At 62.3% G+C, this 22,433-nt stretch carries 16 protein-coding genes; 5 read left to right on the top strand and 11 right to left on the bottom strand.

Features of this window, described 5'->3' with window-relative positions:
* Positions 1-64: 64 nt before the first annotated feature.
* Positions 65-1,717 carry a CTP synthase gene (gene pyrG / locus ACQ4WS_RS19595; RefSeq protein WP_436478736.1) on the bottom strand — a complete coding sequence of 551 codons (1,653 nt, stop codon included), beginning with the start codon at positions 1,715-1,717 and terminating at the stop codon, positions 65-67.
* A gap of 246 nt (positions 1,718-1,963) precedes the next feature.
* On the opposite strand from pyrG, the gene ACQ4WS_RS19590 reads away from it, so the two are divergent.
* Positions 1,964-2,368, top strand: coding sequence for a PRC-barrel domain-containing protein (locus ACQ4WS_RS19590; RefSeq protein ID WP_436478735.1), 405 nt, complete (start codon positions 1,964-1,966; stop codon positions 2,366-2,368).
* A gap of 57 nt (positions 2,369-2,425) precedes the next feature.
* Here ACQ4WS_RS19590 and ACQ4WS_RS19585 read toward each other — a convergent pair whose 3' ends face one another.
* The 5 genes from ACQ4WS_RS19585 to ACQ4WS_RS19565 all read right to left on the bottom strand — a co-directional run bounded on the left by ACQ4WS_RS19585 (position 2,426) and on the right by ACQ4WS_RS19565 (position 7,750).
* Entirely contained in the window at positions 2,426-4,681 is a 2,256-nt protein-coding gene (locus ACQ4WS_RS19585) for a TonB-dependent receptor domain-containing protein (RefSeq protein WP_436478734.1), read from the bottom strand.
* A gap of 44 nt (positions 4,682-4,725) precedes the next feature.
* Positions 4,726-5,505, bottom strand: coding sequence for an energy transducer TonB family protein (locus tag ACQ4WS_RS19580; RefSeq protein ID WP_436478733.1), 780 nt, complete (start codon positions 5,503-5,505; stop codon positions 4,726-4,728).
* Positions 5,502-5,927, bottom strand: a complete 426-nt coding sequence (exbD, locus tag ACQ4WS_RS19575) for a TonB system transport protein ExbD (protein ID WP_436478732.1) — start codon at positions 5,925-5,927, stop codon at positions 5,502-5,504. Before exbD ends, ACQ4WS_RS19580 begins: the two co-directional genes overlap by 4 nt.
* A 3-nt stretch (positions 5,928-5,930) precedes the next feature.
* Entirely contained in the window at positions 5,931-6,692 is a 762-nt protein-coding gene (gene exbB / locus ACQ4WS_RS19570) for a tonB-system energizer ExbB (RefSeq protein ID WP_436478731.1), read from the bottom strand.
* A gap of 140 nt (positions 6,693-6,832) precedes the next feature.
* Positions 6,833-7,750 (bottom strand): ChaN family lipoprotein, encoded by a 918-nt coding sequence (locus tag ACQ4WS_RS19565; RefSeq protein ID WP_436478730.1) that lies wholly within the window; start codon positions 7,748-7,750, stop codon positions 6,833-6,835.
* Between the two features lie 184 nt (positions 7,751-7,934).
* Here ACQ4WS_RS19565 and ACQ4WS_RS19560 point away from each other — a divergent pair, with 184 nt between their 5' ends.
* Positions 7,935-9,344, top strand: a complete 1,410-nt coding sequence (locus ACQ4WS_RS19560) for an FAD-binding oxidoreductase (RefSeq protein ID WP_436478729.1) — start codon at positions 7,935-7,937, stop codon at positions 9,342-9,344.
* A 69-nt stretch (positions 9,345-9,413) separates the two neighbouring features.
* Here the strand turns inward: ACQ4WS_RS19560 and ACQ4WS_RS19555 are convergent, their stop codons facing one another.
* Both ACQ4WS_RS19555 and ACQ4WS_RS19550 read right to left on the bottom strand, forming a co-directional pair.
* Complete coding sequence (locus ACQ4WS_RS19555; protein WP_436478728.1) at positions 9,414-9,887, bottom strand: GNAT family N-acetyltransferase; 474 nt, start codon at positions 9,885-9,887, stop codon at positions 9,414-9,416.
* 39 nt (positions 9,888-9,926) lie between these two features.
* Positions 9,927-13,067 carry an error-prone DNA polymerase gene (locus ACQ4WS_RS19550; RefSeq protein ID WP_436478727.1) on the bottom strand — a complete coding sequence of 1,047 codons (3,141 nt, stop codon included), beginning with the start codon at positions 13,065-13,067 and terminating at the stop codon, positions 9,927-9,929.
* Between the two features lie 96 nt (positions 13,068-13,163).
* On the opposite strand from ACQ4WS_RS19550, the gene ACQ4WS_RS19545 reads away from it, so the two are divergent.
* The 3 genes from ACQ4WS_RS19545 to ACQ4WS_RS19535 all read left to right on the top strand — a co-directional run bounded on the left by ACQ4WS_RS19545 (position 13,164) and on the right by ACQ4WS_RS19535 (position 19,054).
* Entirely contained in the window at positions 13,164-13,949 is a 786-nt protein-coding gene (locus ACQ4WS_RS19545) for a PhzF family phenazine biosynthesis protein (protein WP_436478726.1), read from the top strand.
* 177 nt (positions 13,950-14,126) lie between these two features.
* A complete protein-coding gene (locus ACQ4WS_RS19540; protein ID WP_436478725.1) occupies positions 14,127-16,529 on the top strand; it encodes a TonB-dependent receptor plug domain-containing protein in 2,403 nt (800 codons plus the stop codon).
* A 326-nt stretch (positions 16,530-16,855) separates the two neighbouring features.
* Positions 16,856-19,054: an OsmC domain/YcaO domain-containing protein gene (locus ACQ4WS_RS19535; protein WP_436478724.1), complete on the top strand. Its 2,199-nt coding sequence runs from the start codon at positions 16,856-16,858 to the stop codon at positions 19,052-19,054.
* Positions 19,055-19,083: 29 nt separating this feature from the next.
* On the opposite strand, the gene coaD is transcribed toward ACQ4WS_RS19535, so the two are convergent.
* The 3 genes from coaD to ACQ4WS_RS19520 all read right to left on the bottom strand — a co-directional run bounded on the left by coaD (position 19,084) and on the right by ACQ4WS_RS19520 (position 22,345).
* On the bottom strand, positions 19,084-20,229 hold the full coding sequence (gene coaD / locus ACQ4WS_RS19530; RefSeq protein ID WP_436478723.1) for a pantetheine-phosphate adenylyltransferase: 1,146 nt from the start codon (positions 20,227-20,229) through the stop codon (positions 19,084-19,086).
* A 119-nt stretch (positions 20,230-20,348) separates the two neighbouring features.
* Positions 20,349-21,683, bottom strand: coding sequence for an ATP-binding protein (locus ACQ4WS_RS19525; protein WP_035821221.1), 1,335 nt, complete (start codon positions 21,681-21,683; stop codon positions 20,349-20,351).
* A 2-nt stretch (positions 21,684-21,685) separates the two neighbouring features.
* Complete coding sequence (locus tag ACQ4WS_RS19520) at positions 21,686-22,345, bottom strand: response regulator (protein ID WP_010400558.1); 660 nt, start codon at positions 22,343-22,345, stop codon at positions 21,686-21,688.
* Positions 22,346-22,433: the final 88 nt, after the last annotated feature.

Raw genomic sequence — 22,433 nt, 5'->3', positions numbered from 1 at the left:
ACTCCCGGCGGGAACCATCTGGCCGGGAGCTGTCTTACGGGTAATACTGTCGCGATCGACCGCGTTATTCAGCGACGGCGTTGGCTTCTTTGTGCGCCAGCGCTGCCTTGATGAACGAGGTAAACAACGGATGGCCGGTGCGTGGCGTCGACTTGAACTCAGGATGGTATTGCACGCCCATATACCATGGGTGGGCATTTTCACCCGTGCGTGGCAATTCCATGATTTCGCACAAATCTTCGCTCGGCGTGCGGGCCGAGACGATCAGGCCAGCCGCTTCGACACGGGCCAGGTAGTGATTATTGGCTTCGTAGCGATGGCGGTGACGCTCGGTCACCACGCTGCCGTAGATCTCGGCGGCGAGGGTGCCCGGATTGACGGCGCAGGTCTGCGCGCCCAGGCGCATGGTACCGCCCAGGTCCGAGTTTTCATCGCGCAACTCGACTTTACCATCGTGGTTTTGCCACTCATTGATCAGTGCAACGACAGGTTGATCCGTATCAAGGTCGAACTCGGTCGAATTCGCGTTCGGCATGCCTGCCTTGTTGCGCGCGTATTCGATCAGGGCCACTTGCATGCCCAGGCAGATGCCCAGGTAAGGGATCTTGTTTTCACGGGCGAACTGCGCCGCCTTGATCTTGCCTTCCACGCCGCGCTTGCCGAAGCCGCCCGGCACCAGGATGGCATCGTACTTGGCCAGGTTGTCGCAACCCGTCGTTTCGATTTCTTCCGAATCGATGTACTCGATGTTGACGCGGCTTTCCGTGTGGATACCTGCATGGCGCAGCGCTTCGATCAGCGACTTGTACGACTCGGTCAGTTCGACATACTTGCCGACCATGCCGACGGTGATTTCCGCCTTCGGGTGCTCCATCGTGTAGATCAGCTTGCTCCAGATCGACAGGTCGGCCGGTGCCGGATCGAGGTCCAGCGCGTCGCAGATGATCTTGTCGAGGCCCTGGTCGTGCAGCATTTGCGGCACTTTGTAGATCGTGTCGACGTCCCATACGGAAATGACGGCCTGCTCTTCGATATTCGAGAACAGCGAGATTTTCGCGCGTTCGTCTTCCGGAATGGCGCGGTCGGCGCGGCACAGCAGCGCATTCGGCATGATGCCGATTTCGCGCAGCTTTTGCACCGAGTGCTGCGTCGGCTTGGTCTTCAGTTCACCGGCCGAGGCGATGTAAGGCACCAGGGTCAAGTGGACGAAGGCCGTGTTCTTGCGGCCGGCGCGCAGGCTCAGCTGACGCGCCGCTTCCAGGAATGGCAACGATTCGATATCGCCGACGGTGCCGCCGATTTCGCACAGGGCCACGTCGTAGCCTTCGGCGCCACGGCGGATGTAATCCTGGATTTCATTGGTGATATGCGGAATCACCTGCACGGTCTTGCCCAGATATTCGCCCCGGCGTTCCTTGCGGATCACCGATTCATAGATCTGGCCAGTGGTGAAGTTATTCACCTTTTTCATGCGGGTGGAAATGAAGCGCTCATAGTGACCGAGGTCGAGGTCGGTTTCGGCCCCGTCATCGGTGACGAATACTTCACCGTGTTGCATAGGGCTCATCGTGCCAGGATCGACGTTGATATACGGGTCGAGCTTGAGCATGGTGACTTTAAGGCCGCGCGATTCGAGGATCGCGGCGAGGGAGGCGGCGGCAATCCCTTTTCCAAGGGAAGACACAACGCCACCAGTGACGAAGACAAATTTGGTCATTGCAGATGGTGCCGAACGGCACGTGCGGGAAATTGAAATTATACACTAAAGCCCGCCCGCGTCGCTCCCCGCGCACGGAAATTTGCGCCAAATACCGACTATCCCTCCCCCTCCTGCTGTCTACGCGCAACATAATTGCGTAGTAGAAATAATTGAAATATTTCCAATTCCATATTTTGTGTGGGCGAGCGAACAGACCCTGCCGCGCTGCGGCCGCAAACTGGGATTTTTCAACGGAGGTACATCATGAGCTACGAAGAACGCGACGCCTACGGCATGTATGTCAACCGCGGCCACAAAGGCCCCGGTCCTGAATTGATGGGTGCCGACACCCTGATCGGCGACCATGTGCACAACGCCAAGGATGAGCATCTGGGTGAAATCAAGGAAATCATGATCGACATGCGCAGCGGCAAGATCGCCTACGCCGTCATGTCGCACGGCGGTGTGTTTACCATCGGCGAAAAGCTGTTCGCCGTGCCTTGGGAAGCGCTGCTGCTCGACACCGTCAACAAGCGCTTCACCCTCAACGTCGACAAGGAACGCATCGAAAACGCGCCCGGCTTCGACACGGATAACTGGCCGAACATGGCCGATACCACGTGGGTGAACTCCATTCACAGCTATTACGGCACTACCCCGCGGGAATAGTCAGCTTTTCGCAGCAACTGCCCCGGCGCCTGGCACTGGGGCAGTTGCCTCACCTTGTTAGAACCGATACTCCAGTCCGGCTACATAAGTTCTCCCCCTTGCCGTGCTCAGCGGCGTATTCTCTTGCGACTGCGACGGCATTGAGTTCAGGCGGTTCAGCGCTTCCGAAAAATCCTTGTTCATGGCGTTCTGCACCGACAGGCGCAGGAACAGATTCTTGCTGACCTGGTAGCTGGCATATAGGTCGACCACGGCCGGGATCTTTGGATTGTCCACCTTCGTCACTTCACCCGTTACTTCATCGGCCTCATTGTCCGGCGACAGGCGGCGATTCGAACCCGTGTGCTTGAGGATGGCGCCCACTTCCAGCTTGTTGTCCAGCAAGCGCGTGCCCACGTCGAGGTTGTAATACACACTAGGCAGCTCGCTGATGTCGGCCGCGCCAAACCACGCGCTGGCGATCGAGGTGGGCTGGCGCGTCGTCTCACGCGTGTACGACAGGCGCGCATACGCCGGGCCCAGCTGATACTGCGCTTCCAGTTCCCAGCCGCGCGTATGCACGGGCGTGGCCGAGTTGATGTAGATATACATATTGGTCACGTACTCATCCACATTCTGCCAATCCTTGGCGATCACTTCCGCGATATTGCACTTGCGGCCGCTATCGCACACGAGGAAGGACTGGCTGGTGATATAGCCGTCGATCTTGCTCTTGAAATACAGGGCCTTGAAGTGCAGCGCGTCACTCGCGCTCAGCAAACCGTGCAGGCTGGAATTAAAGCCCAGCTGATAGGTCGTCGCTTTCTCGCCCTTCAGGAAAGGGTTCATCGAGGCGCCGCCATCATTCGAGAAAAACACTTCCTGCGGATTCGGGCCGCGCATGGTGCGCTCGGCGCTGGCAAACGGCTGGAACCACGGCGCGACCTGGGCCGACAGCATCAGAGAAGGATTCACACCGTGTTCTTTCAACGCAATGCGCGATGCGCCTTGCGGGAAGCACTGCACGCGCAGATCGCAGGCAGGCTTGTAGCCCGTCAGCTCGAAGCTCGTATAGTTGAGGCCGGCATTGACTTGATAGATGCCACGGTTGTATTGCAGGCCAGCATATACGCTGTCGATCTTTTGCCGTCCTTCCGGCCCGAAAGTATTGTTTTCAATCGATTGCTGGTTCGCCTCGGGGTTGTCGGGTTCGTCGACCAGGCTTTCCACGTGTTTGCTGTATCTGTTGCGCATCTTCTTTCCGCCCAATGTCACCAAGGCGTCGCCGCCCGCCAGCTTGAAGCTGCTGGTGTTGTTGATGTCAAAGGCATCGGCGCGGTTGGCCGCATTCGTGTTGATGAAATTAGTCAGCGCCTCGGGCATGTATTTCTGATTGCCACGGCTGCTGCTGGCAACCACATTGAGGTCGATCAATTCCGAAAACGGCGTGTAGTGATATTTTACGTAGTAATCGTCGCTCTGGATGTCGCGGCGCGTAAAGGTGCTGCGGTAATCACGCGCCGACAATTCCAGCGCGTGGAAGTCGTTCAGCTTCAGGTCCAGCTTGAGCAACTGCGACTTGGGCTTTTGCTTGTAATAACGGTTATAGCCGAAACCGAATTCCTCGCTGTTGACGCCCTTGGCATTCTTGTAGTTGTTGCCGATCACGCTCGCGCTGGTGGCGACCATGAAGCCCACGCTGCCGCCATCGAAGGCGGGGTTTTTCATGGCCACGGCCAGCATGGCGCTACGTCCCACGCCATTATTACCGGCGGACATCTTCGTGCGCGCCCCCGTTTTTTCACCGGCGAAGACCACGTCATCGACGCCGATGGTGCGGAAATTGGCGCTGCCGGCCAGCGCATTGACGCCGTCGCCGCCGATGACATTGCCGCGCGACACGTCCACGCCGATGATGAAATTCGGGTCGATCAGGGCGCCGAACTGACTGCTTGGCACGCCGCCATGGGAGACCGACGAGGGCGCGCTGCCATAATAATTCTGGCTCACGCCATCGACCATCATGTTGACGCGGCCCAGGCCCGACAGGCCGCGAATATTGACGCTGACGGCGCCCTGCGCCGGATCGATCTGGGTAAACGTGCCCGGCATGCTGCGCACGATCTGATCCACTGGCTGCAAGCGCGTGTCAGGCCCGCGCGCACTGACGGCGCCCGGCTGTTCCAGCGCCTGGCGTTCCGCAGGGACCGCCTCGCCCGACACATTCAGCGGCGAAAGTTCGACCTTGCCGCCGGTATTTTCTTGCGCCCACGCGTGTTGCGCGAGCACGGCCATGCACACGCCCACGGCATGCGCCATTATCTTGATATTCATACACCCTCGATTTCTTATTTGATTGGAAAAACTGCTAAAGCGATTCAGGTGACGCCGTGGCTGCCATCCGTTTCCAGCTTGAAAGACACGGGCAAGGTGACCGTCACCGTGCCCTGGTGCAAGACCGTGGCGGGCGGCGCCGGCAGCGGTTGCGCGCGCTCGAGCACTTGCAGCGCTTCGCGGTCGAGCAGCACCGTGCCCGACGAAGTGACCAGTTCGCTGGCCAGCAGCTTGCCGTCGCGGTCAACCCGAAAGCGCACCCAGGCGGCGCCGGCCCGCTTGCGCTGGCGCGCGTCGCCCGGATAGCGCTTGAAGTGGGCCAGGTGGCTGAGCACCCGGCTTTGCCAGCTGGCCGGCGCCGTGCTGGCGGGCGGCGTATCGCTATTGAAGGGCGCTGCCTGCGGACCGCGCACGGCAGCGGGCGCCGGCGTGGCGCTGCTGCTGGCCTGCGCGGGCATGGACGCTTCCTTGGCGGCATCCTTGCCGGGGTCAGGCGACGGAGCGGTTTCTGCCTTCGCCTCTTTTTCTGCGGCGACGATCTCCGGCGCGGCGGCGCGCGCCAGCACGGGCAGCGCTTCCTGCCTGATTGCACTCTTTGGCGGCCGGGCCGCGCTGGAGGCGGCCGACTGGCGCGCGCCCACGGCATGCGCGACCTGTGTTTCCGGCGACATCGCTTGCGCGGCAAATACCAGCATCACGCTGGCGGCCGGATTGGCGGGCGCCACGGCAACGGGCTGCCAGCTGGCCCACAGCAGCAGCGCCAGCGCCATGGCCACCACCAGCGCCGTGGCGATGCCCCAGTTCAATACCGGGCGCGGATTCACCCGCCCTCCCGGCCCACCAGGCCCACTTTCAGATAACCGGCCTGGCGCAAGGCATCCATCACGCCCAGCACGTCTTCATAGGCCGCTTGCTTGTCGGCCTGGAAAAACAGGGTGCGCTGGCGGTCGCCGCCCGTCTGCGCATCGAGCAGACTGCCCAGTTGCTCGCGCGCCACGGGCGAGTCGCCCAGGTACAGGCTGTGGTCCGCTTTCAGGGAAACGAACAGGGGCTTTTCGGGGCGCGGCTCCGGCTTGGCCGTGGCGGCCGGCAAGTCGATTTTCAGGTCGACGGTCGCCAGCGGCGAGACCACCATGAAGATGATCAACAGCACCAGCATCACGTCGATGAAGGGGGTGACATTGATCTCGCTCAACTCCGGCATGTCGGCCGTGTCGTCGTCCGACGAAGGAAACAGGGAAGCCATGGCTCAGGCCTGCTTGCGCGTGTCGAGGTCGCGGCTCAGCATCAGCAGCACTTGCGCGGAAGCGGCGCGCAGCTGCGCCTTGTACTGGTTGATGCCACGGCTCAAGACGTTATAGATGACGACGGCGGGAATCGCCGCCACCAGGCCCAGCGCTGTCGCCAGCAAGGCTTCCGCGATGCCCGGCGCGACGGTGGCCAGGTTCGTGCTCTGGCTGACGGCGATGCCGATGAAGCTGTTCATGATGCCCCACACGGTGCCGAACAGGCCGACAAACGGCGCCACGGCGCCGATGCTGGCCAGCAGACCGATGCCTTGCGTCATGCTGCGCACCTGCTGCGCTATGAACTGCTCCTGGCGAAAGCCGGCCCGCTCCTTCAGGGCCGCCGCCGGCGCGCTGGCGTGCGACAGATTCAGTTCCTGCTGCACCTCGGCCAGCAATTGCTGCGCCAGCGAAGTGCTGCCTGCGCCCTCTACCTTGGCGGCTGCGTCAGGCAGCGAGGTCGCCGTCTTCAGCATGGCGACGGCTTGCGCCGCCGCGCGCCGGGCTTGCAGCAAACTGGCACCCTTCACCAGCAAGACCACCCAGGTGGCCAGCGCGGCGATCAATAAGCCGATCAGCACGCTTTTGACGACCTGGTCGGCGGCGAAAAACATGCCCAGCGGCGACATGTCGTGCGGCAAGGCGGACGCTTGTGCAGTGGCATGGAAGAGGGAAAGAACGATGCCGCAGCTGGCGGCTTTGGCTTTGATACAGAGGATACGCATGGGAGCTTCAACAGGTAACAGGCATGGCTGCGCCAACGGCGCGCACGCGCATGCATAAAAATCGGACGGACTACCTGGCTGCTATGGAAGAGCTTGCTGGGGGAGAGTGCCGGGCTGAATGCCCGGCGGACATGCAGGAATTATTTGGCGCTGGCGACGGCGGGTGCCACAACAGGCGTGAACCAGACGAAATCGGCCTGCGGCGCCAGCACCGTGGCGCCGCGCTGCGCCAGCACCAGCACCAGCGGCGCCGGGCCGCCCGTCAAGTCTTGCACGTGCAGCGGCACGCCCAGATCCTTGTGCGCATGGTAGGCGCCGGCGATCAGCACCGCGGGCGCGGGTGCGGCCAGCAGGCGCTCGGCCATGCGGCGGTCGCGCTGCTGCTGCACCGACAACATGGCGGCCAGGCGCGGCGCGTCGATCTGGTTGTCGTGCATGACGCGGATGATGTCTTTCAATTTAGCATGCACCTTGGCATCGTTGGCCAGATTCGAATGCTTGCCCTGCACAGATGGCTTGTCGGCAAACAGTTGCTTGATCTCGCTGCGGTCCAGGTTGGCCGACCAGACGGGGTATGGCGCGCGCATCACGGTCATCACCAGGTCGCCATACTGCGCCCACTTCCAGCTCGGCTGCCATGCCAGCAGCTCGGCCACGTGCTCGGGGCGCACGACGGGATCCGTCTGCAGCCACGGCTTGACTTTATCTACCTTGGCTTGCTGATCCGGGTTCAGCATTTCCAGCAGCACGCTGCCTTGCGGACGCTGGCCTTGCAGTTGCTGCAGCAGCCATTGCTCGATCTGGTGATGGCTGAGCTGGTCATGCTGCTCTCCGATGATCACACGCGGGGCGGCGGCCAGCTGGGTCAGCAATTGCTCGGCAGTCACGCGCTGGCCGCTGCGCAGGTCGACGATCTCGCCCAACTGGCGCACATCCTGCGCAGCGGACGTCGCGGCGGCGCCGGCCGCCGCGCCGGTCATGGGTGCGACACCGCTGCAGGCGCTCAGCGCCAGCACGCAGGCGGGCAGGACGGCGGCGAGGGACAGGGGGAATTTCATGGCATGGCCTTTCGGGTCAACGCTGTTGTAAAAACACTCAGGCGGGCATTTTAATAGAAATGATTCTCATTTACAACCAATGCGTGGCGAACCATGCAGATTTTTTTACAACTGGCAAAAAATCAAATGATGCTCCGGTGAAATCCCCGGGCGCGGAGTAGAATAAAAAAAACGGAGGACTCGCGTGAATCAAACTGACCAGTTGGCGGTACTGAAAAAACCGCTGCCCGCATCCCTTGCTGCCGTACTTTCCCTGATCTTTGCCGACCGCTTTTCCATGACGCAAGCCATGCGCGCACACCATGGCCGCGACGAGTCGAGCTATCCTCCCATGCTGCCGGACGCCGTCATCTTCGCCCATTCCACCGAGGAAGTGGCGGCCGCCGTCAAGCTGTGCAGCGCGCACGACGTACCCATCATCGCCTATGGCAGTGGCACCTCGCTCGAAGGCCACGTACTGGCCCTGCATGGCGGCGTGACGATTGATCTGTCGCAAATGAACGCGATGGTAGCAGTGCATGATGAAGACTTGACGGCCACCGTGCAGGCTGGCGTGACGCGCAAGCAGCTGAACGAGGAAATCCGCGACACGGGCCTGTTCTTCCCTATCGATCCGGGCGCCAATGCGTCGCTGGGCGGCATGGCCGCCACGCGCGCCTCGGGCACGAATGCCGTGCGCTACGGCACCATGCGCGAAAACGTGCTGGCCCTGACGGTGGTGACGGCCGACGGGCGCATCATCAAGACGGGGACCAGGGCGAAAAAGTCGTCGGCTGGCTACGACCTGACGCGTTTGTTCGTCGGCAGCGAGGGGACGTTGGGCATCATCACGGAAGTGACGGTGAAACTGTACCCGCTGCCGGAAGCCATCTCGGCCGCCGTGTGCTCCTTCCCCGGCACGGGCGAAGCCGTGAACGCCGTGATCCAGACCATCCAGATGGGTATTCCTGTGGCACGGGTCGAGTTTCTCGATGAAAATGGCGTCAAAGCCATCAATGCCTACGACAAGATGGCGCTGCCGCAAAAGCCATTATTACTGTTTGAATTTCACGGCACGCCGGCCAGCGTGGCTGAGCAGGCGCAGCTGGTGCAAGCCATCACGGCGGAACACGGCGCCAGCGATTTCGAATGGGCCAGCCGCCCCGAAGACCGCTCGCGCCTGTGGGCCGCGCGGCATAACGCGTATTTCGCCCTGCTGCAGATGCGCCCCGGCAGCCGCGCCATTTCCACCGATTGCTGCGTGCCCATTTCGCGCCTGGCCGAATGCATCCTGGCCACCAAGGCCGATTGCGAAGCGCAGGGCCTGGTCTACGCCATCATCGGCCACGTGGGCGATGGCAATTTCCACGTGCAGATGCTGGTCGACCCCGATGATCCGGCCGACATCGCCCGCGCGGAAAAGGTCAACAGCGACATGGTCACGCGCGCCATCGGCATGGACGGCACCTGCACGGGAGAACATGGCGTGGGCATGCACAAGATGGCCTTCCTCGTGGAAGAGCATGGTGTAGGCGCCATCGACACCATGCGCGCCCTCAAGCACGCGCTGGACCCGAAGAACATCATGAATCCGGGAAAGATTGTGCGCTGGTAATAAGCCCACAAGCAAAAACTGGGGTCAGACCCGCCGGGTCTGACCCCGGCTTTGGCCTCGGGCTTATTTTTACAGCTCCATGCGCATCGGCACAAACGCGATGCCGCCCGTCTCCACCTTCGGTTCCGTGGCGACAAAGCCCAGGCTTTCATACAGGGGCAAGGCATAGGCCGAGGAATTGACGGTAAATGCCGTCACGCCGCCTTTGGCCAGCGACGCATCGCGAGCGGCCTGCCACAGGCGCCGCGCCATGCCGCGCCGGTGCAGGGCGCGCGGCACGAACATGTGGAACAGATGCGTGTTGTCGCGCATGGCCACCACGCCGGCCAGTTCGCCATCGATATGCGCCAGCTGATACGCGTAGCGCGACTGCGACAGATAGCCTTCGATGGCCGGCTGGCGGCAATGTTCGATGAACTTTTCCGCCCCCGCGCCATCGGGATGCAGGGTCAAAAAGGGCATCAGGTCGTCGATCAGGGCGACGATGGCGGGCGCGTCCGCGACCAGGGCGGGACGCAGTGTCGGTTCGGGCAAGGTTGTCATCGTCAAATAATGCCATGCCCTCCTCCCCGCCTGCAACTCTCAACAGAAATCCCGGCTGCTGGTCCTTAACCGTCCCAGCAGATGCGACATGTCGACCAGGCGCTTGGCCACCAGGTTGCGCACGATGCCTTCCCTTTGCCACACGCCATACACCCCCAGCAGCGGTGCGCTCAGCACTTCGCGCCGCTGGCTTTCCACCAGGTCGGGCCAGACGATGACGTTGACGGTACCCGTCTCGTCCTCCAGGGTCATGAAGATGACGCCCTTGGCCGTGCCCGGACGCTGGCGCACGGTGACGATGCCGCAGGCGCGCGCCAGCTGGCCATCCGTATAGCTGGCAAGCGTGGCGGCGGGCAGAAAGCGTTCCTCCAGCAACTGTGCGCGCAGCAGCGCCAGCGGGTGGCGGCCCAGGGTCAGGCCTTGCGCACGGTAGTCGCTGACGATGCTTTCGCCTTCCGTCGGCGCGGCCAGCACGGGCAAGTCTTCCTCTTGCGTGGTGGCGCGTAGCAAGTCCCTGTCGGGCACGGCGCCAGCCGCCTGCCACAGCGCCTCGCGCCGGTGGCCTGCCAGCGCGTGCAGGGCATTTCCGGCGGCCAGCACCTGCAAGTCATGACGGTCCAGGCCGCCACGCAGGGCCAAGTCGGCCACGTCGACAAAGGCGGCGATGGCGCGCGCATCCTCGATGCGCTGGGCCGCCTCGGCGCGCATGCCAAACAGGCTGTTCAAGCCCAGGCGCACGGCGGGTGCGGCGCCCTGCCCTTCTTCCAATGCCGCTTCCCAGCCGCTGACGGCCACGTCGACGGGCAGCACTTGCACACCATGCCGGCGGCCATCCTGCACCAGTTGCGAGGGACTGTAAAAGCCCATGGGCTGGCTATTTAGCAAGGCGCACAGAAAGGCGGCCGGTTCGTGGCATTTCAGCCAGGAACTGGCATACGTCAACAGCGCGAAACTGGCCGCGTGCGACTCGGGAAAACCATACTCGCCAAAGCCCTCGATCTGGCTGAAGATGGCTTCGGCAAACTCCTTGTCATAACCATTCTCCAGCATGGCATCGACGATGCGGTCATGGTAATTGTTCATGCCGCCCTTGCGTTTCCAGGCCGCCATGGCGCGCCGCAACTGATCCGCTTCGCCGGGCGTGAAATTGGCCGCGATGATGGCCACCTGCATCACCTGCTCCTGGAAAATGGGGATGCCCAGGGTGCGCCCCAGTGCCTTTTCCAGGCCCTTCGGATACTCGACCGGCTCTTTCTGCTGGCGCCGCTGCAGATACGGATGCACCATGCCGCCCTGGATGGGACCGGGGCGCACCAGCGCCACTTCGATGACGATGTCATAGAATTGGCGGGGACGCAGGCGCGGCAGCATGCTCATCTGGGCGCGCGACTCGATCTGGAACACGCCGATGGTGTCGGCCTGGCACATCATGTCGTAGGTGGCGGGGTCTTCGCGGGGAATATCCTGCATCCGGAATTCCTCGCCGCGCCGCGCACTCACCAGTTCCAGGGCACGCCGCAGGGCTGACAGCATGCCCAGCGCCAGCACGTCGACCTTCATCAAGCCCAGCTCTTCCAGGTCGTTCTTGTCCCACTCGATGACGCTGCGCTCGGCCATGCTGGCGTTTTCGATGGGCACCAGGCGCGACAGCTTTCCCTGAGCGATGACAAAGCCGCCAGGATGCTGCGACAAATGGCGGGGAAAACCCAGCAACTGCTGTGCCAGGCCGGCCCACTGCTGCGACAGTTCCGCTTCCGGGTCGAGCCCGCATTCGGCCAGGCGCTCCAGCAGATCGCGCTTGCCGTCGAACCAGCGGTGCGCCTTGGCTACCTTTTCCACGATGGCCTGGTCGATCCCCAGCGCCCGGCCGCTGTCGCGCAAGGCGCTCTTCGGCCGGTAACTGATCACCACGGCGGCCAGCGCGGCCCGTTCGCGTCCGTATTTTCCATAGATATATTGAATCACTTCTTCGCGCCGCTGATGCTCGAAATCGACGTCGATATCGGGCGGCTCGTTGCGCTCGCGCGACATGAAGCGCCCGACCAGCAAGTTGCCGCGCGCCGGGTCCACTTCCGTGATGTGCAGGCAATAACAGACGGCCGAATTGGCGGCTGAGCCCCTGCCCTGGCACAGGATGTTTTGCGCACGCGCAAAACGCACGATATCGTACACAGTCAAAAAGTACGCTTCATACGACAGCTCCGCGATCAGCTCCAGCTCCTGTTCGATCTGCTGCTGCACGTTGGCCGGAATACCCAGCGGAAAGCGGATGCGCGCGCCCGCATACGTTTCCTCGCGCAAATACGTCGCCGGCGTGTGGCCATGCGGCACCAGCTCGACTGGATAGTCATAGCGCAGGCTGCCGAGGGAAAAATTGCACAGGCCCGCGATGCGCAGGGTTTCCGCCAGCGCTTGCGGCGGATACACATTGGCCAGGCGCAAGCGCGCGCGCAGATGCTGCTCCGCGTTTTGCGCCAGCGCATAGCCGCACTCAGCCACCGGTTTGCCCACGCGTATCGCGCACAAGGTGTCGAGCAAGGGTTTGCGCGAACGCACATGCATGCACACATGGCCGACAGCCACCACCGGCAAACCCAGCGCCTGCGCTACCTCTTGCACGGCGCTGCGGTGCGCGTCATCCTGCGCCCGCTGCAGCAGGTTCAGGCCGACCCAGCTGCGTTCGCTGCCAAAGGTAGCCGCCATCCACGCCCCCTGTGCGCGCACGCTTTCCGGCTGGGCCGGATAGCTGGGCAGCAAGATCATCAGACAGCCCGGCAACCCCTGCAAATGGGCAAACTTCGCCGAGGGCGCACTGAAATCGTCGGGTGTCAGCAAATAGCGCCCCTTGGCTGCCCGCGTGCGCGCCATGGTGATCAGTTCCGACAAGTTGCCATACCCGTCGCTGTTACGCACCAGCGCCAGCAGGGACAGGGCCGGGCTGCCGTCGGCCTGCGTCAAATGAAAATGCGCGCCGATGATCAGCGGAAAACCGGCCCGCTTGGCCACCGCATGGGCGCGCACGACGCCCGCCAGCGAGCACTCGTCGGTAATGGCCAGCCCCTTGTAACCGAGCTGGACGGCGCGCGCCACCAGTTCTTCCGCATGCGAGGCCCCATGCAGGAAGCTGAAATTGCTCAGGCAGTACAACTCAGCATACTCGGGTAAGACGGCGCCCCACATGATCTACCTCAATACTGTATATAAACACAGTATATTATACTTATCTGGAATCGGGCTTATCGTTTATGCTGGTGTTTTACCTCCACATCGACCGCCATGATCGTCCATCTCTTGAAATGTTTCGGCGCCGCACCCGGTGGCGGCAATGCGGCGCTGGTCGTGGAAAACGACGACACCAGCGTAACGGCGCGCCAGGCCTTCGCCCGCGAGCGACAAGTGAGCGCCTGCGTCTTCATCGACCGGCCAGCGGACGGCGGCATCGTGCTCGACTATTTTTATCCGCACACGCGCAGCCCCCTGTGCCTGCATGCCACGCTGGCCGCCGCGCACGTGCTGCTGACGGCGCCTGGCGCCCCGGCAAGCTTGACGGTGACGACCGCCATGCGCGGGCAAGCCTTGCAGCTGGTACGCCGCGGGGAGCGGTTATTTATTGGCCTGACGCCGCAGCCCGCGCCTGCCGTCATGGTGGAAAGATATGTGCCGTCGGAACTCATGGGCCAGCACATGCACTTGCTGTCGCCGCCCGTGATCGCCTCCGTCGGCAGCCCGAAGCTGCTGCTGGAAGTGGCCGACCGCACCACACTGCGCGCGCTGCGGCCGAACCTGGAGCTGATCGCCGACTGGAGCGCCTTGCACAAGGTCAGCGGCTGCTATGCATATTGCCGCACCGGCGAACACGAGTACGAGGGACGCAACTTCAACCACCTCGACCCGGCGCTGGAAGACAGTGCCACGGGCGTGGCGGCGGGCGCGCTGGCAGCGCATCTGCAACAGTCGCTGCTCCTGCATCAGGGCCACGTGACGCAGCAGCCGTGCTTGATCGAGGTGCAGTACAGCCCACTGGCCATCCGGGTGGGCGGCATGGTGCAACGCAGCATCTAAATGGGGCATGCCGCACCAGCACGAGGCAAGCCGGGCAGCAGCCAAAAGATAATCAACCAGGAAACAACAGTTACAGCAAATTTGTAATAACAAAACAAAGTATCGCTGGTGAATGCTGAAATGATGGCACTAGAATCAAGTCACAAATCTTGCTCATCAGCCACTTGGAGATATTGCGTGCCCACCCTCACCACCTTGCGTAAAGCAGTCCTCATCAGCCTGTATGGCAGCGCCGCCCTGGCCGCCTTCAGTCCCGTCGCCATGGCCCAGAACACGGAAGCGGCCGCCACAGACGGCCCCGTGCAAACGGTCAGCGTGGTCGGCTCGCGCCGGGTCGCCAGTTCCGCCACCGATACCATGGTGCCGGTCGATATCATTCCCATTTCCAAGGTGGCCGAGCAAGGCGGCCAGTTTGACCTGGCGCAATCGCTGCAATACATCTCGCCTTCGTTCAATTCCACGCGCCAGACGGGCGCCGACGGGGCCGACCTGATCGATTCAGCCGCCCTGCGCGGCCTCGGCTCCGACCAGACCCTGGTGCTGGTGAACGGCAAGCGGCGCCACACGACGGCCCTGGTCAACCTGTTCGGCGCGCGCAACCGCGGCAACACGGGCACGGACATGAATGCGATTCCTTTGCTGGCGATCAAGAACGTGCAAGTGCTGCGCGACGGCGCCGCCGCCCAGTACGGCTCGGACGCCATTGCCGGCGTGATCGACATCGAGCTGAAGAAAAGCCTGGGCTGCGAAGCGGTGGCCGGCTACAGCCAGTATTCCGAAGGCGACGGCAAGAATTACATGACCTCCGCCTACTGCGGCATCGCGCTGGGCGACAAGGGCACCCTGGCCATCACTGGCGAATACCTGGACCGGGGCCGCTCGAACCGGGCCGACGCGGACAGCATGCGCATCATCGGTGACACCAAGTCCAAAAACAAAACCCTGTACGTGAATGGCGACTACGCCACCAGCGGCACGGGCAAGCTGTACTTCACGGCCGGCGCGCAGACGCGCGATGCATCGAGCGCCGCGTTTGGCCGCGGCGGCATCGGCAGCGACGATATCCCGTCGCGCAATTCGGCCGCCATGTACCCGGACGGTTTCGTGCCTTTCATTAACGGCAAGATCGACGACCAGTACGCCACCATCGGCCACCGCAGCCAGATCGGCGAATGGCATGCTGACTTCTCGCAAACCTATGGCTACAACAAGATGCGCTACGACATCAGCAACACGCTGAACGCCTCGATCGCCAACCTCGACCTGATGAACGGCGGCAAGGGCGTCAGCGCCAGCAACTACGACGCGGGCGGCTTTTCGTTCCAGCAACTGACCAGCAATGCCGACTTCAGCCGCTACTACGACACGGTGATGCGCGGCATGAACGTGGCCTTCGGCGCCGAGTACCGCAGCGAGGAATACAAGATCATGGCCGGCGAACCGGGCTCCTACAGCGACGCCGACGGCGTGGGCGTGGGCGGTAATGCGGGCAGCCAGGGCTTTCCCGGCTTTCAGCCCGGCGACGCCACCAAGGCCAAACGCCACAGCATCGCCGCGTATGGCGACGTGGAACTGGACTGGACGGAGCGCCTGAAAACCCAGGCGGCTTTGCGCTATGAAAAATTCAGCGATTTCGGCTCCACCGTGACGGGCAAGCTGGCCGCCAGCTATAAAGTGGCGCCCAACGTGCTGCTGCGCGGCTCGGCCAGCACGGGTTTCCGCGCGCCATCGTTGCAGCAAGTGTATTTCTCGTCCACCTTCACCGACTTCATCGGCGGCGTGCCCACCGACGTGGTGCTGGCGCCGAACGGCGGCGCCGTCGCCAACGCGGCCGGCATTCCCAAGTTGAAAGAGGAAAAATCCACCAGTTTTACGCTGGGCGCCACCTGGACGCCGACGCAAGCCATTTCCGTCACGGCCGACTTGTACAACATCAAGATCAAGGACCGCATCGTGCTGTCGGGCCGCTTCAATGCCGACAACTATCCGGACCTGGCGGCGCGCCTGGCCCTGTTGGGCGTGGGCGAGGCGCAATTCTTCGTCAACTCCATCGACACGCGCACGCGGGGGCTGGACCTGACGGCTACGCACAAGGGCGAGCTGGCCGGCAACCGCCTGAACACCTTCCTGGCCTTGAATTTGAGCAAAACGGAAGTGACGAAAGTCAAGACGCCCGCCTCGCTGACGGGCTTCGAGGATGTCTTGCTGTCCGAGCGCGAACGCCTGTTCATCGAACAGGGCGGCCCGCGCGCGAAAGCCACCCTGGGCTTCGACTACATCACGGGCAAGCTGGAGTCGGACCTGCGCATCATCTATTTTGGTCCGCAAACCCTGGGCACCTTCAGCGGCACGGCCGAAGGCGTACCGAACGCCCGCTACAAGGCCAAGACGTCCGCCGACCTGAGCTTCACTTACAGCATCAGCAAGAACACCAAGCTGACTTTCGGCGGCAACAACATCTTCAACGTCAAACCGACCACGCAAAACGCGGACGAAACGGATAACGGCTTCAAATACGACAGCGTGCAGTTCGGCCTGAACGGCGCTTCGTATTTCGGGCGGCTGTGGGTGAAGTTCTGATCACCGTGTCCGCCTGAAGAAACAGCGGCTGCGCCAATATGGGCAGCCGCTGTTTTTTTATGCGCAGATCAATACACTGCTGTCCAAGATGGATTGTCGTTAGCCTTGGCGAGAAATAAACCACTGCCGGCCTGCAATTGACGTGGGATGGTGGATCGTAAGCCATCGCCGGAAAACTCCGTCCCCTCACGTCACACAGCATGAACAGCCCGGCAGTCCTGCCCCAGCGGCTCCCGGCGGACACGGCCGCAGTGAACAATCTTTGCCCTGCGGCGGAAAGAACGGATAATAGCGGCTAACTCATTAGCACAGTATTGGATTACTTCATGGAAATTAAAGTCAACTTTCTCGACAAGCTGCGTCTCGAAGCCAAGTTCGACGATTTTACGGTCATCGCCGACCAGCCCATCCGTTATAAAGGCGATGGTTCGGCGCCTGGCCCGTTCGATTACTTTTTGGCATCATCGGCACTATGTGCAGCGTACTTCGTGAAGTTGTATTGCGATACGCGCAATATTTCCACCGAAAATATCCGCCTGTCGCAAAACAATATTGTTGATCCGGAAAACCGTTACCAGCAGATTTTCAAGATCCAGGTCGAATTGCCGGCCGATATTTCGGCCAAGGACCGCCAGGGCATCCTGCGCTCGATTGACCGTTGCACAGTGAAAAAAGTGGTGCAAACGGGCCCCGAGTTCGTCATTGAAGAGGTGGAAAACCTGGACGCCGATGCCCAGGCCTTGCTGGCCTTGAATCCGGCTCCTGGCGCGAATACCTATATCGTCGGCAAGGATTTGCCGCTGGAACAGACCATCGCGAATATGTCGGGCCTCCTGGCGGGCCTGGGCATCAAGATTGAAATCGCCTCGTGGCGCAACATCATTCCGAATGTGTGGTCGCTGCATATCCGGGATGCGCATTCGCCCATGTGCTTTACCAACGGCAAGGGCGCGACCAAAGAAAGCGCGCTGGCGTCGGCCCTGGGCGAGTATATCGAGCGCCTCAGCAACAACCATTTCTACGCCGGCTCGTTCTGGGGGAACGACATCGCCAACGCGGATTTTGTCCATTACCCGAACGAGCGCTGGTTCAAGCCGGGCCGCAAGGATGCGCTGCCGAAGGAGATTCTCGATGCCTACTGCCGCGACATCTACGATGCCGATGGCGAGCTGCGCGGCTCGCACCTGATCGATACCAACTCCGGCAATGCCGAGCGCGGCATCTGCTCGCTGCCGTATGTGCGGCATTCCGACGGCGAGGTCGTGTACTTCCCCTCTAACCTGATCGAAAACCTGTACGTCAGCAATGGCATGAGCGCCGGCAATACCCTGGTCGAAGCGCAGGTGCAATGTCTGTCGGAAATTTTTGAACGGGCCGTCAAGCGCGAAATCCTCGAAGGCGAAATCGCCCTGCCCGACGTGCCGCAGGACGTGCTGGCGAAGTATCCCGGCATCCTGGCCGGCATCCAGGGCCTGGAAGAACAGGGTTTCCCCGTGCTGGTGAAAGATGCGTCGCTGGGCGGCGTGTACCCGGTGATGTGCGTCACCCTGATGAACCCGCGCACGGGCGGCGTGTTTGCCTCGTTTGGCGCGCACCCGAGCCTGGAAGTGGCGCTCGAGCGCAGCCTGACGGAATTGCTGCAGGGCCGTAGCTTTGAAGGCTTGAACGACTTGCCGCAGCCGACGTTTGCCAGCGAAGCCGTCACCGAGCCAAACAACTTCGTCGAACACTTCATCGATTCGAGCGGCATCGTCTCGTGGCGCTTCTTCAGCGCCAGGGCCGATTACGATTTTGTCGAGTGGGATTTTTCCGGCCACGGCGAGAACTCGAATGCCGAAGAAGCGGCGACCCTGTTCGGCATCCTCGCCGAGATGGGCAAGGAAGTGTACACGGCCGAATATGACCAGCTGGGCGCCACCGCCTGCCGCATCCTCGTACCCGGTTATTCGGAAGTGTATCCGGTCGAAGATTTAATCTGGGACAACACCAACAAGGCGTTGCTGTTCCGCGCCGATATCCTGAACCTGCATGGCCTGGATGATGCCAGCCTGGAAGACCTGCTCGATCGCCTGGAAAACAGCGAGCTCGACGAGTACGGCGACATCGCCACCCTGATCGGCATCGAGTTTGACGAAAACACGGTCTGGGGCCAGCTGACGACCCTGGAATTGAAGCTGCTGATTCATCTCGTCCTGCAGCAATTCGAAGAGGCGAAAGAGCTGGTGGAAACCTTCCTGCAGTACAACGACAACACGCTCGAGCGCAAACTGTTCTATCAAGCCTTGAACGTGGTGCTGGAAGTACAACTCGATGACGAGCTGGAGCTGGACGATTACGTGGTCAATTTCCGCCGCATGTTTGGCGACGCCCGCATGGACGCGGTGCTGGGCTCGGTGGACGGCAGCGTGCGCTTCTTCGGCCTGACCCCAACCAGCATGCAACTGGAAGGCCTCGACCGGCACCAGCGCCTGATCGACAGCTTCAAGAAATTGCACGCGGCGCGCGCCAAGGCTGCGGGCCGCTAGGGCGGCAAGCCAGGGCTGGCTGACGAGAGTCAGCCAGCCAGCGCCGCGATCTCCTTCTGCATGTTTTCAATGGCCCGCTCGTTGTACTGGTCGGCAAAATACGCATCGCCAAACAGCTGACCCGCCTGCGCCTTGGCGCACAGATGCTGCAGGGCCAGGCCCCGCTGCTGGTTGAAGCGCACGGGGTCCACATGCGCGTATTCGCGGACTATGGCTTGCGTGTAGGCGTGATACACCTCTTCATCCTGGCCGAGGATGGCCAGGTCGGCGCTGAGCATGGCGTCCTTCAGCGCGTGGCTGATGCCGGGGCCCTGGAAATGGTCGGTAACGCGTATCAATTGCGCCACATCTTGGTTGTCCCCGGCATCGAGGCCGCTGGACAGCCACAGCTGGGCGCTCGCTTCTTCACTGGAATACAGGGCATCGTCGTCGTGGCTGTAGACGGCGTCGTGGAACCAGAACGCCTTTTTTACCAGCGCGCTGTCGCGCTTGGCCGCATAGGTATTATCGGCCCACACGCGGATTTCGGACAGGCCGTGCACCAGGTGGTCGAGGTTGTGATAGTGGCGGTCCGCGCCGCCATAGGCCTGCGGCCCCGTCAGGTGCGCGAACCAGTGATCCGCCAGCGCGATATCCGCTTGCGAGGCGCTGGCGTAATTCCACAGCGCTTCCCACTCCTTGCGCAGGCAGTCGAGTATCCACGCCTGATAAGCGGGGCCGGGGACGAATTTCTTCATGGTCCAGTTCCAGCCGACGGGCCCTTCCAGCGCCTTGACGAAGCTGGAACTGACGGAACCGAGGTCGCGCGGCGGCATGACGAAAATCGTCTTGGCGCCAGCAAGCACGTCCACATTGGTTTGCTGGATCAGATTTTCATAGTCGAAATCGGCCGTCGTGCGGATGCCGCGGATCAGGTAGTCGCAGCCGTGCTTTTTCGCTGCGCGCGCCGTGTAGTCGCCCTTGACGATGACCACCTTCACATTCTCCCAGCCGCACTCGCGCGCGCTCTGTTCGATGATGCGCTTGCGGTCTTCGGCGGGAAATTGGGGACGCTTGGCGGGGTTTTGCGACAGGAACACGATCACCTCGTCGGCGAGCGAACGCGCTTCGCCGATCACCCACATGTGGCCGTTGGTGATGGGGTCGAGGGTTCCTGAAAATCCAATCTTCTGCATGCTGCGCTCCGTGGTCTGGTTCTGCTTGTTTCGCAGACAATATAGGGCCACGGCGCGCACGTCAATGCACCCGCTTAAAGATCGTCCTCATGCAAGGGCAAAGTGGAGGGAAATCTGCCTCATTTTTTCACTGCCTGGGGGAATTCCACGCGCACGCACAGGCCGCCCAGGCGTTCGGACTTGTCCAGCACCAGGCGCGCGCCATGGCGCTCGGCGATGGCCTTGATGATGGCCAGCCCCAGGCCGCTGCCGTTGGCGTCCGTGCCGGGCACGCGGTAGAAGCGGCTGAAGACGCGTTCGCGCTCTTCGGGCGGGATGCCGGGGCCGTTGTCTTCCACAGACAAGGTCACACCGACGGGGCTGGCGCGCAGGTCGATGTCGACCGTGCCGCCCTGCGGCGTGTACTTGATGGCGTTGTCGACCAGGTTGCGCAGCATGATGTTGAGGGCGTCGGCCTGCCCCGCCACCTTGGCCGGATCCATGTGGTGCAAGCCCAGGTCGATCTTGCGCGCCTGCGCGATGCCGGCCATGTCGCCCAGCGCGCGCTTGACGACGTCGTTCAAGTCCACCGCCTGCAGCTGGTCGCCGCTGGCGGCACTCGCTTCCTGGCGCGCCAGCACCAGCAACTGCTCGACCAGGCGCGTGGCCCGCTCGATGCCGGCGCTGACGCGCGAAATCGCCAGGCTGCGTTTTTCTGCCGATTCGGCCCGCTCCAGGCTGAGTACCTGCAGCTTCAGGGCCGCCAGCGGCGTGCGCAATTCATGCGCGGCGTCGGCGACGAAATGCTGCTGCGCGTCGAACGCCGTTTTTACGCGGCCGAACAGCAGGTTCAGTTCATGCACCAGAGGGCGCACCTCGTCAGGCAAACCCGCTTCCGAGACGGGCGACAGATCGTCCGCCTGGCGCGCCGCCACCTGCTTGCGCACGCGCGAGACGGGCGCCAGCGAACCGCTGACGACCCACCAGACGACCAGCATCAATATCGGCGCCATCAGGGCGATAGGCCCCACCGTGCGCAGCGCCAGGCTGCCGGCCATGCGCTTGCGCACGGCCATGTCCTGGGCGATCTGCACGGTCTGGGAACTGGTTTGCACGGAAAAGATGCGGTAAGTCGTGCCGTTCGCCTTCACATTCGAAAAGCCCAGCACGGCGCGCTGCGGCAGTTCCGCGCGCGTGATCGAGCGGAACACCTGCACGCCGTCCGGCGTCCACACCTGCACCACCATGTCGTTGTTGACGGGGTCGGCCGGCAAGGCTTGCGCATGGTTGGCCAGCGGCGCGCCGGAGCGCAGCGACAGGGCCATCTGCTGCATGTGATAGTCGAAAATCTGGTCGGCGTCGTACAGCGCGCTGCGGTAGGCGATCGACGCCTGCGCCAGGGCCGCCATGATGATGGCCGCCAGCAAAAACCACAGCAGGCGGCCGCGCAGCGAGTGCGTCACCGTGACCTTCATCCTCATGCCTTGGGCACCATATAGCCGAGGCCGCGCACGTTCTGGATCAAGTCACTGCCCAGCTTTTTGCGCAAGCCATGGATATACACTTCGACGGCATTGCTGTTGACTTCATCCTTCCAGCTGTACAGTTTTTCTTCCAGCTGCGCGCGCGACAGCACGATGCCGGGGCGCGCGATCAAGGCTTCCAGCACGGCCCATTCGCGCGCCGACAGGTTGACGGGATGGCCCTCGGCGATCACTTCGCGCGTCAGCGGATTGATGGAGACGCCCTGGTGCTCGAAGATCGGTTCCGGCCGCCCCGAGGCGCGCCGCAGCAGGGCACGTATGCGCGCCAGCAATTCATCGAGGTCATACGGTTTCAGGACGTAATCGTCGGCGCCCGCGTCGAGGCCGGCGATGCGCTGCTCGACGGCGTCGCGCGCCGTGGCCACCAGCACCGGCGTGTCGAGCTTGCGCAAACGCATCGAGCGCAGCACGTCGAGGCCATCCTTGCGTGGCAAGCCCAGGTCCAGCAGCACCAGGTCATAGGTCTGCGTCTGCAGGGCCGTGTCGGCCATGTCGCCATCCTTGACCCAGTCCACCGCGTAATGCTCGGCGCGCAGCAAATCGAGCACCACCTCGCCGATCATCGTATCGTCTTCTACCAGCAATAAGCGCATGGCTGCTCCTTGTTCAATTTTTCACCCCAACGGCGAAAGGCCGGGGTCGAACCCTCAGGGTTCGACCCCAGTATTTGCCCTCGGGTTT

The sequence above is a fragment of the Janthinobacterium leeuwenhoeki genome (genome assembly GCF_051380795.1).
In the GTDB taxonomy this organism is placed as follows: Bacteria; Pseudomonadota; Gammaproteobacteria; order Burkholderiales; family Burkholderiaceae_D; genus Janthinobacterium.
This window is presented reverse-complemented; position numbering and strand designations above follow the sequence as displayed.

What these genes read in the sequence shown, in the direction of transcription:
- pyrG (WP_436478736.1), bottom strand. Translation starts at nt 1,717, where the DNA reads ATGACCAAATTTGTCTTCGTCACTGGTGGCGTTGTGTCTTCCCTTGGA.
- ACQ4WS_RS19590 (WP_436478735.1), top strand. Translation starts at nt 1,964, where the DNA reads ATGAGCTACGAAGAACGCGACGCCTACGGCATGTATGTCAACCGCGGC.
- ACQ4WS_RS19585 (WP_436478734.1), bottom strand. Translation starts at nt 4,681, where the DNA reads ATGAATATCAAGATAATGGCGCATGCCGTGGGCGTGTGCATGGCCGTG.
- exbD (WP_436478732.1), bottom strand. Translation starts at nt 5,927, where the DNA reads ATGGCTTCCCTGTTTCCTTCGTCGGACGACGACACGGCCGACATGCCG.
- exbB (WP_436478731.1), bottom strand. Translation starts at nt 6,692, where the DNA reads ATGCGTATCCTCTGTATCAAAGCCAAAGCCGCCAGCTGCGGCATCGTT.
- ACQ4WS_RS19565 (WP_436478730.1), bottom strand. Translation starts at nt 7,750, where the DNA reads ATGAAATTCCCCCTGTCCCTCGCCGCCGTCCTGCCCGCCTGCGTGCTG.
- ACQ4WS_RS19555 (WP_436478728.1), bottom strand. Translation starts at nt 9,887, where the DNA reads ATGACAACCTTGCCCGAACCGACACTGCGTCCCGCCCTGGTCGCGGAC.
- ACQ4WS_RS19550 (WP_436478727.1), bottom strand. Translation starts at nt 13,067, where the DNA reads ATGTGGGGCGCCGTCTTACCCGAGTATGCTGAGTTGTACTGCCTGAGC.
- ACQ4WS_RS19545 (WP_436478726.1), top strand. Translation starts at nt 13,164, where the DNA reads ATGATCGTCCATCTCTTGAAATGTTTCGGCGCCGCACCCGGTGGCGGC.
- ACQ4WS_RS19535 (WP_436478724.1), top strand. Translation starts at nt 16,856, where the DNA reads ATGGAAATTAAAGTCAACTTTCTCGACAAGCTGCGTCTCGAAGCCAAG.
- coaD (WP_436478723.1), bottom strand. Translation starts at nt 20,229, where the DNA reads ATGCAGAAGATTGGATTTTCAGGAACCCTCGACCCCATCACCAACGGC.
- ACQ4WS_RS19525 (WP_035821221.1), bottom strand. Translation starts at nt 21,683, where the DNA reads ATGAAGGTCACGGTGACGCACTCGCTGCGCGGCCGCCTGCTGTGGTTT.
- ACQ4WS_RS19520 (WP_010400558.1), bottom strand. Translation starts at nt 22,345, where the DNA reads ATGCGCTTATTGCTGGTAGAAGACGATACGATGATCGGCGAGGTGGTG.